This is a genomic window from Hydrogenophaga sp. Root209 (genome assembly GCF_001428625.1).
Classification (GTDB): domain Bacteria; phylum Pseudomonadota; class Gammaproteobacteria; order Burkholderiales; family Burkholderiaceae_C; genus Hydrogenophaga.
On the sequence record NZ_LMIE01000030.1, the window covers coordinates 293,161 to 307,595 of the forward strand.

12 protein-coding genes and 1 pseudogene are annotated in these 14,435 nt (G+C 62.7%); 3 read left to right on the top strand and 10 right to left on the bottom strand.

Going from position 1 to position 14,435, the window contains the following annotated elements; translation table 11 throughout:
• Positions 1–17: 17 nt before the first annotated feature.
• The 3 genes from ASE11_RS18145 to ASE11_RS18155 all read right to left on the bottom strand — a co-directional run bounded on the left by ASE11_RS18145 (position 18) and on the right by ASE11_RS18155 (position 3,269).
• Positions 18–980 (bottom strand): XrtA-associated tyrosine autokinase, encoded by a 963-nt coding sequence (locus tag ASE11_RS18145; RefSeq protein ID WP_056274908.1) that lies wholly within the window; start codon positions 978–980, stop codon positions 18–20.
• Between the two features lie 8 nt (positions 981–988).
• A complete protein-coding gene (locus ASE11_RS18150; protein WP_056274910.1) occupies positions 989–2,551 on the bottom strand; it encodes an XrtA system polysaccharide chain length determinant in 1,563 nt (520 codons plus the stop codon).
• An 82-nt stretch (positions 2,552–2,633) separates the two neighbouring features.
• Positions 2,634–3,269, bottom strand: a complete 636-nt coding sequence (locus tag ASE11_RS18155) for an XrtA/PEP-CTERM system exopolysaccharide export protein (RefSeq protein ID WP_056274912.1) — start codon at positions 3,267–3,269, stop codon at positions 2,634–2,636.
• Positions 3,270–3,543: 274 nt separating this feature from the next.
• Between ASE11_RS18155 and ASE11_RS18160 the strand changes: the two genes are divergently transcribed.
• Positions 3,544–4,740 carry an amino acid aminotransferase gene (locus ASE11_RS18160; protein ID WP_056274915.1) on the top strand — a complete coding sequence of 399 codons (1,197 nt, stop codon included), beginning with the start codon at positions 3,544–3,546 and terminating at the stop codon, positions 4,738–4,740.
• Between the two features lie 61 nt (positions 4,741–4,801).
• Here the strand turns inward: ASE11_RS18160 and ASE11_RS18165 are convergent.
• Positions 4,802–5,225 (bottom strand): annotated as a pseudogene (locus ASE11_RS18165) (dioxygenase); the annotation flags it as partial.
• A 232-nt stretch (positions 5,226–5,457) separates the two neighbouring features.
• On the opposite strand from ASE11_RS18165, the gene ASE11_RS18170 reads away from it, so the two are divergent.
• Positions 5,458–6,903 carry a polyhydroxyalkanoate depolymerase gene (locus tag ASE11_RS18170; RefSeq protein WP_056274919.1) on the top strand — a complete coding sequence of 482 codons (1,446 nt, stop codon included), beginning with the start codon at positions 5,458–5,460 and terminating at the stop codon, positions 6,901–6,903.
• A 55-nt stretch (positions 6,904–6,958) separates the two neighbouring features.
• Positions 6,959–7,615, top strand: coding sequence for an electron transport complex subunit RsxB (rsxB, locus tag ASE11_RS18175; RefSeq protein ID WP_056274920.1), 657 nt, complete (start codon positions 6,959–6,961; stop codon positions 7,613–7,615).
• A 24-nt stretch (positions 7,616–7,639) separates the two neighbouring features.
• Here the strand turns inward: rsxB and ASE11_RS18180 are convergent, their stop codons facing one another.
• The 6 genes from ASE11_RS18180 to ASE11_RS18205 all read right to left on the bottom strand — a co-directional run bounded on the left by ASE11_RS18180 (position 7,640) and on the right by ASE11_RS18205 (position 14,430).
• Positions 7,640–9,160: a methyl-accepting chemotaxis protein gene (locus ASE11_RS18180; RefSeq protein WP_056274923.1), complete on the bottom strand. Its 1,521-nt coding sequence runs from the start codon at positions 9,158–9,160 to the stop codon at positions 7,640–7,642.
• Positions 9,161–9,231: 71 nt separating this feature from the next.
• On the bottom strand, positions 9,232–9,420 hold the full coding sequence (locus ASE11_RS18185; RefSeq protein ID WP_056274925.1) for a hypothetical protein: 189 nt from the start codon (positions 9,418–9,420) through the stop codon (positions 9,232–9,234).
• A gap of 230 nt (positions 9,421–9,650) precedes the next feature.
• Complete coding sequence (locus tag ASE11_RS18190; protein ID WP_056274927.1) at positions 9,651–10,142, bottom strand: VOC family protein; 492 nt, start codon at positions 10,140–10,142, stop codon at positions 9,651–9,653.
• 3 nt (positions 10,143–10,145) lie between these two features.
• On the bottom strand, positions 10,146–10,745 hold the full coding sequence (locus ASE11_RS18195) for a class I SAM-dependent methyltransferase (RefSeq protein WP_056274929.1): 600 nt from the start codon (positions 10,743–10,745) through the stop codon (positions 10,146–10,148).
• A gap of 83 nt (positions 10,746–10,828) precedes the next feature.
• Positions 10,829–12,877 (bottom strand): acetyl/propionyl/methylcrotonyl-CoA carboxylase subunit alpha, encoded by a 2,049-nt coding sequence (locus ASE11_RS18200; RefSeq protein ID WP_056274931.1) that lies wholly within the window; start codon positions 12,875–12,877, stop codon positions 10,829–10,831.
• A gap of 20 nt (positions 12,878–12,897) precedes the next feature.
• Positions 12,898–14,430, bottom strand: coding sequence for an acyl-CoA carboxylase subunit beta (locus ASE11_RS18205; protein ID WP_056274933.1), 1,533 nt, complete (start codon positions 14,428–14,430; stop codon positions 12,898–12,900).
• Between the last annotated feature and the right edge of the window lie 5 nt (positions 14,431–14,435).

The following is a 14,435-nucleotide window of genomic DNA, read 5'->3' on the forward strand; positions in this document are numbered from 1 at the left end:
CCCCCGCCCGCTGGTGTTCATGATGCAACCGACACGCTCGCATTGGATTCGGCGGCCTGGCTGACCGACTGACCATATCCAAAGCCATAGCCATAGCCATAGCCATACGCATCCTGATCGCCACCTCGCGCCTGATTCAACATCAGGAGCTTGACCGGGCAGGCATCGATCGTCGTCAATGCATGAAGCACCTGGGAACGAAGCGTTTTCTCCGCATGAACCACCATCAGGATCTGCCCCATGTGGGAAGCGAGGACTCGCGCCTCCGTCGTGAGAAGCAAAGGTGGTGAGTCAAAAATGATGATGCGGTCTGGGTATCGCTGGCCCAGCTCCTCGATCAATACAGTCATCGCATCGCTGGCAAGTAACTCCGTGGCCCTGGGATGTGGTGTTCCGCTCAACAGCAAGCTGAGCTTGTCCACATTGGTTCTCAAGAGCACGTCGGCCATCTTGAGCTTGTTGTCGATCAACAGATCCAACAGACCGGGCCCGGCAGGCAGATTCAAGGTCTTGCGCAGAGATGGACGGGACACGTCGGCATCCACCAGCAGGACACGGTAGTCCAGCTCCATGGCGATGCTCATCGCCAGGTTGACGGCGGTGAAGCTCTTGCCTTCACCGGGCATCGCACTGGTGACCATGATCAGATTGCCGTTGGCCACGGGCGCCGCCCCTTTGCCCGTTGCATTGGCCAGCAAAGGCCTTTTGATGACGCGGAACTGGTCGGCAATGGCAGCGCGTGGCGCATTGGGCGTCACGTAACCATTGATCGCGAGGCTCTCGACATCAAGGCGCACTGCCCTGGACGTGCGTTCAACCTCGCCAACTGACTTCTGCACGGGGGCAGTGGGCGCAGCCATAGTTGTTGCGGCAGCCGCAGAAGGGGCGGACGCTTCAACGACGTCTGGAGGTGCGATATCAACGCCTGCCTGACGGAGTTGCTCCAATCGCTGCGCTGCTTTTTCAATCAAACTGGACATGATTCGAACTACCTTCCAAAGCCTGTCTGATAGGCCAGATAGGCCATTCCCACCAGGAACACAACGACCAAGACAACAACAGATGCGAGAAAACGGTACAAGCTGCGCGCCTCACGCCGCTTGACCACATCGTTTTTCACCAAGGTAACCACGCCGAGCAGAGGCAGTTCTGTGGCGGCTCGCAACGAGTTCGCATCAAAGAACACCGGTCTGATCTGGCTCATCAGGAAGGCTACGCCCAGGCCCGCGGCCAATGCCGCCATCAGGCCCGCCGAAAGCAGCAGCACACGGTTGGGCGCAACCGCTTTGGGATTGGCGCGGGGAGGATCAATCACCCGAAAGTCCGCCAGGCTGGATGCGCTTTCGAGTTCACCACCCATGGTGATCGACTCGCGTCGAGCCACCAGGTCTTCGTAGTTCTTGCGGTTGATCTCGTAATCACGGTTGAGCTGCGCCTGTTCCGCCTCAATCTGAGGCGCCACTTTCATGGACTCGCGCGCGCGGTTGACGCGCGACTCGTACTCTGCGACCCGAGCACGCAAAGAGGCCACCTGGACCTCGGCTGCCGAGGAAATGCGCGACAGTTCATACAACGCTGGATTGGTCTCGAGCACCGGCTGGCCAGGATTGGCGGCGGCGGCCTTTTGCATCTCCTCCACTTCCTTGCGCTTCTGTTCCTCCAACTCCTTGATCAGGCGTCGGGTGTTGATCACATCAGGGTGCTGCTCGGTGTATCGCTGAAGCAGGCCATCCAGATTCCGCTTGAGAGGGTCGATCCGGGCGTCCAGTTCGGGTGTCGCGAACGATGAACCACCTTGTGCGGGGGAAGCCCGTTGAGCGGCTCTCGCAGCGTCCAATTGCCTGCGCGCGACGTCCCGCGCACTTTCCGCTTCCCGAAGGTCCAGTTTGGCCTGATTGAGCGTGTTGGTGACCTCGCCAAGCCGACCCGCAGTGTCAAGCCCGCCCTGAGATTGGATATCCAGGTTGCGCAACCGGAACTCCTTGAGCCGGGTCTCAGCCTCGGTCAGGCGAGCTTCGTAGTTCTTGATTTGTTCCTCGATGAAGCGCCGAGCCGAGTCCGAATCGGACTTGGTGCTGCCAAGGCTCGACTCCACAAACACCGTCATCAAAGACTGGACAACGCGCAAAGCTTTCTCGGGGCTCTCCCCTTGGTATGCCAGCGTGTACAGGTTGTCGCGACCCGTCGATCTGATGGACAGCGAATCGGTCACTTGCGTGATCAGCTTGTCCTGCTCCGCTTTGGATTTGGCGCCGAGGTCGAGATCGGCCATGCGGATCAGCTTTTCAACGGTGGGCCGACTGATGAGCGTGCGGCTGAGCATATTGACCTGTTGCTCGATGTTGGGCTGAGCGGCCAGGCCGGACATCAAGGGCCTCAGTATCGATTGCGTGTCAACGTAAACGCGAGCTGAAGCCTCGAATCGATCCGGCATGAGAAGCACCGTTGTAGCAGCACCAGCGGCCACAAGCCAGGCGACCGCGACGCCCAAGCGCCGGTACTTCCACATCCCTCTGAGGATGGTTGTGATCTGCTGAATGAGTTCTTGCATGCAAGCGACTGTCTGTGACAGTGAAAAATGAACGTTCCATCCGCCTCAGGCGGCAGAATTCAGGATGCGGCAAAAGCCGAGATCAGAACCAGCCCTGAGGAATGATCAGGATGTCACCTGGGAGCATTTCCACGTTGGCGGAGATGTCGCCACGCTTGACCAGATCTTTCAGGCGAACGCTGTAGCGTTTGTTGCTGTCGCTGGCCCGGATGATGGTGGCCTTGTTGCCGTCCGCAAAGTCGGTCAGACCTCCCACCGCGATCATCACGTCCATCACGGTCATCTTCTGCTTGTACGGCAGAAACTGCGGCTTGGCGGCCTCGCCCACCACACGAATCTGTTCGCTGTACGGGCCAACGAAATTGGTGACGATGACAGTGACGACCGGGTCACGAACGAACTTCGCCAACGCTGTCTCTACATCGCGGGCGATCTGCGTGGGTGTCTTGCCCTGGGCAACCAACTCATCCACCAATGGGGTGGACACCTTGCCATCGGGGCGAACGGGGACGCTTGAGGAAAGCTCAGGATTGCGCCACACGTTGATATTGAGGCTGTCACCGGGGCCGACAATGTAGTTGTAGTCAGGGCTGGAGGCGAGGGCCGGCGCGGGAGGATTGGCGCTCTGGGTGGCGCAGCCGGTTGCGCCGAGCACCATGGCCAGTGCCGCGACATGGCGAGCGGAAGTACGCATGAGTTCTGAAGTATGTTTTTGCATGGTCCACGTCCTCAAAATCACGGGGAAATGTTAATAAAAGTTAACGGTCTTTTTGAATATACCGCACACCACCGCACGATGACTACCCGCAAAGTGTGACGAAGTACCCAAACTGAGGAAGCGTGCGCACGGCCGTCGATTTAGTTTTGCTTCAGTACGCTGAAGCACAGATGCATCAGGATCACAGAGGGTACGTCTTCACCTTGGGTGGATACAACAAGCGGGCGCTTTAAAATGCGCGGCGACTCTGTCATCAACCCTCAGGAACCTCAGCATGTCCCTCTTCACCGCCGTCGAAATGGCACCGCGCGACCCAATTCTCGGTCTGAACGAACAATTTGCCGCCGACACCAATCCCAACAAGGTGAACTTGGGAGTGGGCGTTTATTTCGACGACAACGGCAAGCTTCCATTGCTGCAGTGCGTTCAAAGCGCTGAAAAGACCATGATGGACAAGCCCACCGCACGTGGCTACCTCCCCATCGACGGCATTGCCGCCTATGACGCTGCCGTCAAAGGGCTGGTGTTCGGTGTCGACTCAGAGCCGGTGAAGTCTGGTCGGGTGGCGACCGTGCAGGCCATCGGCGGTACGGGTGGCTTGAAGATCGGCGCCGACTTCCTCAAACGGCTGAACCCCGATGCCACGGTGCTGATCAGCGACCCGAGCTGGGAAAACCACCGCGCCCTCTTCACCAACGCCGGTTTCACGGTAGGCGCCTACGCTTATTACGACGCCGAAAAACGCGGTGTCAACTTCGACGGCATGCTGGCCAGCCTGAATGCGGCGGCCCCGGGCACCATCGTTGTGCTACATGCCTGTTGCCACAATCCCACCGGCTACGACATCACTCCCGAGCAATGGGACCAGGTGATCGCGGTGGTGAAAGCACGCAACCTCACACCTTTCCTTGACATGGCCTACCAGGGTTTTGGCCACGGGATCGCCGAAGACGGGGCGGTCATCGGCAAGTTCGTGGCTGCGGGTCTGGTGTTCTTTGTCTCTACTTCGTTCTCCAAGAGCTTCAGCCTGTACGGCGAGCGCGTGGGAGCGTTGTCGGTGCTCTGCGAAAGCGCCGAAGAAGCCTCGCGCGTGCTGTCGCAACTCAAGATCGCTATCCGCACCAACTACTCCAACCCGCCCATCCACGGCGGTGCGGTGGTGGCGGCCGTGCTCAACAACCCTGAGCTGCGCACCCTTTGGGAAAAAGAACTCGGCGAGATGCGTGTGCGCATCAAGGCCATGCGTCAGAAACTGGTCGATGGCCTCAAGGCCGCCGGTGTCAAGCAAGACATGGGCTTCATCACCAGCCAAATCGGCATGTTCAGCTACTCCGGCCTCAACAAGGACCAGATGGTGCGCCTGCGCACCGAATTCGGCGTATACGGAACCGACACTGGACGCATGTGCGTGGCCGCGCTTAACAGCAAGAACATCGACTACGTCTGCCAGTCGATTGCCAAGGTGGTCTGAGCAGCCTTCGCTCAACAACAAAGGGCCGCTCTTGAGCGGCCCTTTTCATGGGTCAAAGCCGTCAACCCCAAATCACCGATCGCATTGAGATCGAGACACCCTGGAATCCCTCGTTGAAGAAGCGCGGCTCATCGTCTTCCTGCTCGGCGCCCGCTGCGTACAGCAGCGGCAGGTGATGTTCCCAGCTGGGATGCGCCATCTGCGCCACGGCACCCAACTGCAGAAAATCACAGAGCGCCGGCAGTCGCCATTGAAGAATGTGATCGGCGGTGACGCGATCGAACTCAATAGCCCAGTCGTAAGCCTGGTTGTCGGGCGCGTCGCGGCGCATGGTGCGCAGGTTGTGAACCGCGTTCCCGCTGCCAACGATCAGCACGCCACGCTGGCGCAGCTGTGCCAGCTGGCGGCCGATGGCGAAATGCTCGGCGGCAGGCCGGTTGTAGTCCCATGCTGAGCTGGATCACCGGGATGTCGGCCTGCGGGAACGGGCAAAGGCGCAGCAGCAGGCAAATCACTCCAGATGGCTGTGGGCGGTTCTGACGCGGTGGATCCGGACATGGGGTGGGCGGGTGAATACCGTCTGGCAGGTGGCAGAAATCGGTGATCCAGATTCTTTCACGAAGGTGACAAATGGCCCTTTAAATTAGGTGTTATCACGCTAACGCTCCTGGGTGCATGCTGCTATATTGCACTGCAACATAACGAAATCGGACAACCATGCTCTATCAAATTTACGAGACACAACGCTCCATGATGGAGCCGTTTTCGGACTTGGCTGAGGTGGCCGCGAAGCTTTTCACCAACCCGAGCCTGCCCCTGGCCCAGTTGCCCATCGCCCAGCGCATCTCCGCAGGCTACGACCTGATGCACCGCCTCGGCAAGGACTACGAGAAGCCGGTGTTTGGCATCCACACGGTGGACGTCGACGGGGTGGACGTGGCGATCCACGAGCGCATCGAAATCGACAAGCCGTTCTGCGAACTGCGCCGTTTCAAGCGTTTCTCTGACGACACCAGCACGCTCGCCAAGCTCAAGGGCGAACCCGTGGTACTGATCGTGGCCCCCCTCTCCGGCCACTACGCCACGCTGCTGCGCGACACCGTGCGCACGATGCTCAAGGACCACAAGGTCTACATCACCGACTGGAAAAACGCCCGCCTGGTGCCCTTGTCCGAGGGTGAGTTCCACCTCGACGACTATGTGAACTACGTGCAGGAGTTCATTCGCCACCTGCAAAAAGGTTATGGCAACTGCCACGTGATCAGCGTGTGCCAGCCCACCGTGCCAGTGCTCGCCGCCGTGTCTCTCATGGCCAGCCGGGGCGAGACCACGCCGCTGTCCATGACGATGATGGGCGGCCCGATCGATGCCCGCAAATCGCCCACCGCGGTGAACAACCTGGCTACCCAGCGTGCCCACAGCTGGTTCGAGAACAACGTGATCTACCGCGTGCCCGACAGCTTCCCCGGTGCTGGCCGCCGGGTGTACCCCGGTTTCCTGCAACACACCGGCTTCGTGGCCATGAACCCGGACCGCCATGCGTCCAGCCACTACGACTACTTCAAGGACCTGATCAAGGGCGACAACGAGAGCGCCGAGAGTCACCGCAAGTTTTACGACGAGTACAACGCCGTGCTGGACATGGATGCCGACTACTACCTGGAAACCATCGACACGGTGTTCCAGGACTTCAAACTCGTCAACGGCACCTGGGAGGTGAAGAACCCGCAAGGCAAGCTCGAGCGCGTGCGCCCGCAGGACATTCAGCACACAGCCCTGCTCACCATTGAAGGTGAACTGGACGACATTTCGGGTTCTGGGCAGACGGCCGCCGCGCACGACCTGTGCACCGGCATTCCCAAGACGCACCGGATGCACTACGAAGCCGCAGGCGCGGGCCACTACGGCATCTTCAGCGGCCGCCGCTGGCGCGAGTTCGTGCATCCGGTGGTGAAGGCGTTCCTCAAAGTTCACCAACCCACGGAGGTGGCGGCGCCGGCGGCCCCAGCCACTGCGCCCAAGCGAGCCAATGCCGCGACCAGGGCACCGGCCAAGCAGGCCGTCAAGGCTGTGGCCAAAGCCCAGGCGAAGGCGCCGAAAGTGGTGACCAAACCCGCAGCCAAGGCGCCCACCGCCCGCAAGGCGCGCAACACCAAGGCTTGAGCGGGTTCGCGCCTGAAGCCCGGCGGCCTTCACAGGCGCCGGTATATTGGCCGTCATGAAAGACCTCGCACGGCGCATTGACGCCGCCCTGCCGCAGACCCAGTGCACGCGCTGCGGCTACCCCGACTGCGCGAGCTATGCGCGGGCCGTGGCCGATGGCGACGCCGACATCAACCAATGCCCCCCCGGCGGAGCCGAAGGCATCGAGCGCCTGGCTGCCATCACAGGACGGCTCGCCAAGCCGCTGAACCCCCACAACGGGATCGAAGGCCCGGTGACGGTGGCCGTGATCGACGAGGCCTGGTGTATCGGCTGCACGCTGTGCATCAAGGTCTGCCCGACCGATGCCATCGTGGGCAGCAACAAGCGCATGCACACGGTGATCGAGCCCGTCTGCACCGGCTGCGAGCTCTGTTTGCCGGTGTGCCCGGTGGACTGCATTTCGCTGGAGATCGTCAGCGGCGAGCGCACCGGTTGGCAGGCCTGGACGGCCGAGCAGGCGCGCCAGGGCCAGGCGCGCTACCTGGCAAGGCAAGACCGCCTGGCACGCGAAAAGCTGGAGCACGAGGATCGGCTCGAAGCCAAGGCGAAGGAAAAGTTGACCGACCTGGCCGCGCATTCACGGATCACCGATGAGGCCCTGCTGGACAAGAAACGCGCGGTGATCGAGGCCGCGCTTGCCCGGGCCAGGGCCAAGCGCACAAACCTCTGAACCGGGCCTGAAACAGCGTCTGAATCAGGCGATCTGGCGCGCTGCGGCGGTCTTGTAGACGCCGCAGCCCACATACAGGTCGTCCACCTTCACCACATACGACATCTTGGCCTGGATGCTGCCGTTGGCCGGGTTGCCGATGTCGTACTCGACCCAGCCCGGGCCGGCTTCGGCCTGCGAAACGATGGCATTGAGCAGCGCCTGGCCGTCGATGCCGGGAATGTCCTGCACGCGGCTGCCCACCTTTTCGGGCTTGCCACCAAACGAGCGGTAGACGCCGTTGCGGTCCAAGGCAAACACGTACATGTCGCGGTCGTGAAATCCATTGGCCGGTGTGGTGATCTCGCGCACGAAGGCATCGCGCCCGCGCTGCTGGCGCATGGCCTGCGCCCGATCCACGAGCAGCATGGCCTCTTCGGCGGTGCCCTGCTGCAGCATGAAGGAGGACACGGCTTTGGACAGGTGGGCGGCACGCTGCTCGAGCTGGTCGGCCTGCGCCACGGCGCGCTCAACCATCTGCGCATTGCGCTGGGTGATCTCGTCCAACTGCGAGACGGCCGACGAGATCTCGCTCAGGCCGGTGCTCTGCTCGGCGCTGGAGGCCGAGATCAGCGACATGTTGGCAGCCACGCCGCGCACGCCGTTGGCGATCTGCTGGATGCTGCTGCCGGCGGTGCGAATCTGCACCACGCTGGCCTCCACCTGCTGGCGCGAGGCTTCGATGAGTTGGCGGATTTCCTTGGCGGATGCGGCCGAGCGCTGGGCCAGCGAACGCACCTCGGCCGCCACCACCGCAAAGCCCCTGCCCTGCTCGCCTGCCCGGGCGGCTTCCACCGCCGCATTGAGCGCCAGGATGTTGGTCTGGAACGCCAGGCTGTCGATCACGCCGATGATCTCGTTCATCTGCTGCGCGCTTTTCTGGATCCCCTCGACCGACTCGACCGCGCGGCCCATCGACTTCGCGCCCGATTCGGCCACATCGCGCACCTGGGCAGCCTGGCTGTCGGAGTCGCCGGCGGTCTGGGCATTTTGCTGCACCGTGCTGGAGAGTTCATGCACGCTGGCGGCGGTCTGTTCGAGATTGGCGGCTTGTTGTTCTGTGCGGTCGGCCAGATCGCGGTTGCCGGTGGCCAGGCTCTTGCCGGCGTGGGCCACCAGGGCCGAGTTGCTGCGTACCTCGGCCACCATGGACGAGAGATTGCCGACCATGCTGTCAAGCAGGCGGGTGAGGTCGGCCAGCTCGTCGGCGCCGCGTACCTTCAGCACGGTGCGCAGGTTGCCCGAGGCCGTCTGCTCCATGCTGGCGAGCACCTGCCGGAAGTCGCTCGTGAAGCTGACGTAGAAGCTCAGCATGAGGTAGACCAGCACGCCAGCACCAGCGAGCTCGATGCCCAGCACCCAGGCGCCCGCCGAGGGCGGCCCGGACACCATCCAGGCGACCACCTGGGGCAGCAGAGAGGCGGCGGCCAGCAGCAGCAACTTGCTGCGCAGGCGCAGGCGTCGCATCAGCCAGACGCCGGGGGACAAGGGGTGAATGCCGGACATGCGCGTGTCTCTCCTCTAGGGGTTGTCTATGTATCGGCCTGAAAGGGGCTGGCTTGAGACGCCACTCGTATTCAATGGGGAGCAGAAATGCCCGATTGACGGGCTTCAAAATGCCGGAACAGTTGCACCGCCATCACGCGAAGCGCGTCATCGGCCAGGTTGTGGGGCCAACTCTGCGACGCGTCGCGCGCGTGGCAGATCACCGCGGCGAGCGCTGTAGGTGCGGTTTCTCGCAGTTGTCGGGTCGGGACCTGGCTCATGGCGGGCTCCTTGGGCGGTTGGGCCACCGGTGATGAGAACGTGGCTTCGGGATGCCTCAAGCGTAGGACGACGCGACTGTGCGCATAACCTGGAACAGCGGCCGAAAACCCCGTTTGCTCACCGTTTCGGTGGTGTGCGAGCGCCTGGCGCGCGAAACCTGGAACCTGGTGGTCGCCGCCTCGCCGGCGGGATGACCGCGGCGTGATGGCGCGCGCCGGGCTCAGCCGGGTTAAGCCGCGAGCCTGGCAAACGCGCTGACCACCTCGGGCGGCGCCTGCACCAGCTCGATCAACACGCCCTCCCCGGCGATCGGGAACTCGTCGTTGGCCTTGGGGTGCAGGAAGGTGATGTCGAAACCCGCCGCCCCCGGGCGAATACCGCCCGGCGCAAACCGCACACCTTGGCCGGTCAGCCATTTCACGGCGGTGGGCAGATCGTCGATCCACAGGCCGATGTGGTTGAGCGGCGTGGTGTGCACCGCGGGCTTCTTCTCCGGGTCCAGCGGCTGCATCAGGTCGACTTCGACCTTGAAGGGCCCGCTGCCGATGGCGCATATGTCTTCATCGACGTTCTCGCGCTCGCTGCGAAAGGTGCCCGTCACCTCCAGGCCGAGCATGTCGACCCAGAGCTTCTGCAGACGCTGTTTGTCGGGTCCGCCGATGGCGATCTGCTGGATGCCCAAGACCTTGAAGGGGCGGGCGGGGAAGACCGGTGTGCTCATGCGTCAGTGAAAACCGTTGTGGGTGTGGGAGGACGGGTGGCTGGCCTGCTCCAGCGTCCAGACCGTGGCCGGCGGCAGGTTGGCCCAGATGGAAGCGGCCCGGCGCCAACGCCAGCCGATGGGGATATCGTTGAAGGGGCGCAGATGGGGCGAGGCGTAGGTGTACTGGATGAGGCGCGACCCCGGGCGGCTTTCGATCAGGGCGACCATGGCGTCAATGCAGCCATGCGCTTCTTCGCGGGTCATCGACAGCAAAGGCAATGAAGACACCACCGTCACCGGGCATTGCGCCTCGATGTCCAGCGCGTCGAGCCGGGTGGCGCAATGGTTCAGCACCTCCAGATCGGGGAAATTTCTGCACAGCAACTGGGCGAAGCCGGGGTCGCGCTCGATCACCATGAAACGCTCGATCCGGGCCAGCGCAGGCAGCAAGGCGCGGGTGATGGCGCCAGTGCCGGCTCCCACCTCGATCAAGATCCTGGGATCCGATCGCATGACCTCGATCAGGATGGCCTGCGCCAGGGCTTTGGAGGCGGGGGCGATGGCCCCGACGCGCCTGGGGTGGCGCAGGTAACCCAGTGCAAAAGCCAGACCGTGCCGCATGCGAAGCCCTTCAGAGTCGTTGTGAACGACAGGGTAGCGCAATTCAAACCCCGTTGTCTGTGGGGCACAGGCCCGGCCGGAACTCATTCGAACTCGACGATGGGCTGGTCCACCACCAGCGATTCGCCCTTGGAGGCGAGCACCTTGCCCACCACGCCATCGGCCGCGGCGAACAGCACGTTCTCCATCTTCATGGCTTCAATCACGGCCACCCGCTCACCGGCCTGCACCTTCTGGCCAGGCTGCACCGCCACGTCCACCAGCAGGCCAGGCATCGGCGAGAGCACGTATTTGCTCATGTCGGCCGGCGCCTTGAAGGGCATGAGCGCGTGCAGTTCGGCCATGCGAGGCGAGACCACCATGGTCTCGATGCGGGTGCCGTTGTGCTGCACCACCAGTGCCAGCGGGTTGCGCGGCGTGCCGCGCTCGATCTGCGCAGTGAAGGCCTGGCCGTTGCACTCGCCGGTGATGCAGATGTCGTTCAGCCGCGAAGGGCTGCTGATGGCATAGCGCTTGTCGGCCACCGTGACCACGGCCGAGCCGAGCTGGCCCACCACCTCGTCCACATGCACCGGCTTGTAGAGATGCTCACCGGTGGTACCCAGCACGATCACGCGGAAGTCGTGACCGACCTTGACACCATAGCCGGGCAACTGGCCCGACAGACCCGCCGCGCGTTCGCGCGACTTGCGGCGCACGAAGGCGGCCAGCGCCACCAGGAAATCGGCGTCGTCGTGCGGCACGTCTTCCGCGCGGAAGCCCTGGCCGTAGTGCTCGGCGATGAAGCCGGTGTTGAAGTCACCGGCCACAAATTTCGGATGCGCCAGCAGCGCGGCCTGGAACGGAATGTTGCTGCTGATACCTCGAATGACGAATCCGTTGAGGGCCTCGCGCATCTTGGCAATCGCCTCTTGCCGGTCTTTGCCGTGCACGATCAGCTTGGCGATCATGGAGTCGTAGAACATTGGAATCTCACCGCCATCCTGCACGCCGGTGTCCACGCGCACGCCCAGCAGATCGGCCGTGTTGCCCTGCCACATGCTCTGCGTGGGTGGCGCAAAGCGCACCAGCCGCCCGGTGCTGGGCAGGAAGTTGCGGAACGGATCTTCGGCATTGATGCGGCATTCGATCGCCCAGCCCTCACGCTTGACCCGGTCTTGCGTCAGCGGCAGCTTCTCGCCGGCGGCCACGCGGATCATCAGTTCCACCAGGTCAACGCCGGTGATGCACTCGGTCACCGGGTGCTCCACCTGCAGGCGCGTGTTCATCTCCAGAAAGTAGAAATCCTGGTCCTTGCCGACCACGAACTCCACCGTGCCCGCGCTCTGGTAGTTCACCGCCTTGGCCAGCGCCACGGCCTGCTCGCCCATGGCCTTGCGGGTGGCGTCGCTGATGAAGGGCGACGGTGCCTCTTCGATCACCTTCTGGTGGCGGCGCTGGATGGAGCACTCGCGCTCGTTCAGGTAGATCACGTTGCCATGCGAATCGCCCAGCACCTGGATCTCGATGTGGCGCGGCTCCTGCACGAATTTTTCAATGAAGATGCGGTCGTCGCCGAAGCTGTTGCGCGCCTCGTTGCGGCAGCTCGTGAAACCCTCAAAGGCTTCCTTGTCGTTGAAGGCCACACGCAAGCCTTTGCCACCACCGCCGGCACTGGCCTTGATCATCACGGGGTAGCCGATGTCCTTGGCAATTTCCACCGCGCGCTCTGCACTTTCAATGGCGTCGTTCCAGCCCGGGATGGTGTTGACCTTCGCTGCGTTGGCCAGTTTCTTGGACGCGATCTTGTCGCCCATGGCGGCGATGCTGAAGTGCTTGGGGCCGATGAAGGCCATGCCCTCTTCTTCCACGCGCTTGGCAAAGGCCTCGTTTTCCGACAGGAAGCCGTAGCCCGGGTGGATCGCCTGCGCGCCGGTCTGCTTCGCGGCTTCGATGATCTTGTCGGCCATCAGATAACTCTCGCGCGAGGGCGCCGGGCCCAGCAGCACGGCTTCGTCGGCCAGTTGCACGTGACGCGCTTCCTTGTCGGCCTCGGAGTACACCGCCACGGTGGCGATGCCCATCTTCTTGGCGGTGGCGATCACGCGGCAGGCGATCTCGCCGCGGTTGGCAATCAGGATTTTGGTAAACATCTTGTTGTTCTCCGTTCAGCTCACAGCGGAATGTTCCCGTGCTTGCGCCACGGGTTCTCGAGCTTCTTGTCTTTCAGCATCACCAGTGAGCGGCAGATGCGCTTGCGTGTCTCGTGCGGCAGGATCACGTCATCAATGAAGCCACGCGCGCCTGCCACGAAGGGATTCGCGAAACGGGCCTTGTACTCGGCTTCGCGCAGGGCCAGCTTGGCCGGGTCCTTCTTCTCTTCGCGGAAGATGATCTCCACCGCGCCCTTGGCGCCCATCACCGCGATCTCGGCGTTGGGCCAGGCAAAGTTCACGTCGCCACGCAGGTGCTTGGAGCTCATCACGTCGTAGGCGCCGCCGTAGGCCTTGCGCGTGATCACGGTGATCTTGGGCACCGTGCACTCGGCGTAGGCGTAGAGCAGCTTGGCGCCGTGTTTGATGATGCCGCCGTACTCCTGCGAGGTGCCGGGCATGAAGCCGGGCACGTCCACGAAGGTGATCACCGGGATGTTGAAGGCATCGCAGAAACGCACGAAGCGCGCGGCCTTGATGCTGCTCTTGATGTCGAGGCAACCGGCCAGCACCAGCGGCTGGTTGGCCACGATGCCCACCGTCTGGCCATCCATGCGCGCGAAGCCGATCAGGATGTTCTTGGCGTACTCGGGCTGCAGCTCGAAGAAGTCGCCATCGTCCACCGTCTTGACGATCAGCTCCTTCATGTCGTAGGGCTTGTTCGGGTTCTCGGGCACCAGCGTGTCCAGGCTGATGTCCATGCGGTCGATCGGGTCCCCGCTGGGGCGCACCGGCGCTTTCTCGCGGTTGTTCAGCGGCAGGTAGTTGTAGAGCCGGCGCAGCATCAGCAGCGCTTCCACGTCGTTCTCAAAGGCCAGGTCGGCCACGCCGCTCTTGGTGGTGTGCGTGATGGCGCCGCCCAGCTCCTCGGCCGTCACTTCCTCGTGCGTCACGGTTTTCACCACCTCGGGGCCGGTGACGAACATGTAGCTCGAATCTTTCACCATGAAGATGAAGTCCGTCATGGCGGGCGAGTACACCGCGCCGCCGGCCGACGGGCCCATGATCATGCTGATCTGAGGCACCACGCCCGATGCCATCACGTTGCGCTGGAACACGTCGGCATAGCCACCGAGCGAAGCCACGCCTTCCTGGATGCGCGCACCACCCGAGTCGTTGAGGCCGATCACCGGCGCGCCGACCTTCATGGCCTGGTCCATCACCTTGCAGATCTTTTCGGCGTGCGCCTCGGAGAGCGCGCCGCCAAACACCGTGAAGTCCTGGCTGAACACGAACACGAGACGACCGTTGATCATCCCGTAGCCGGTGACCACACCATCGCCCGGGATCTTGTTGTCCTGCATGCCGAAGTCGGTGCAGCGGTGCTCGACGAACATGTCCCACTCTTCGAACGTGCCCTCGTCCAGCAACACTTCCAGTCGCTCGCGCGCGCTCAGCTTGCCCTTGGCGTGTTGCGCGGCAATGCGTTTTTCGCCACCGCCCAAGCGGGCGGCGGCGCGTTTTTCTTCGAGTTGTTCGAGGATGTCTTGCATGGTGT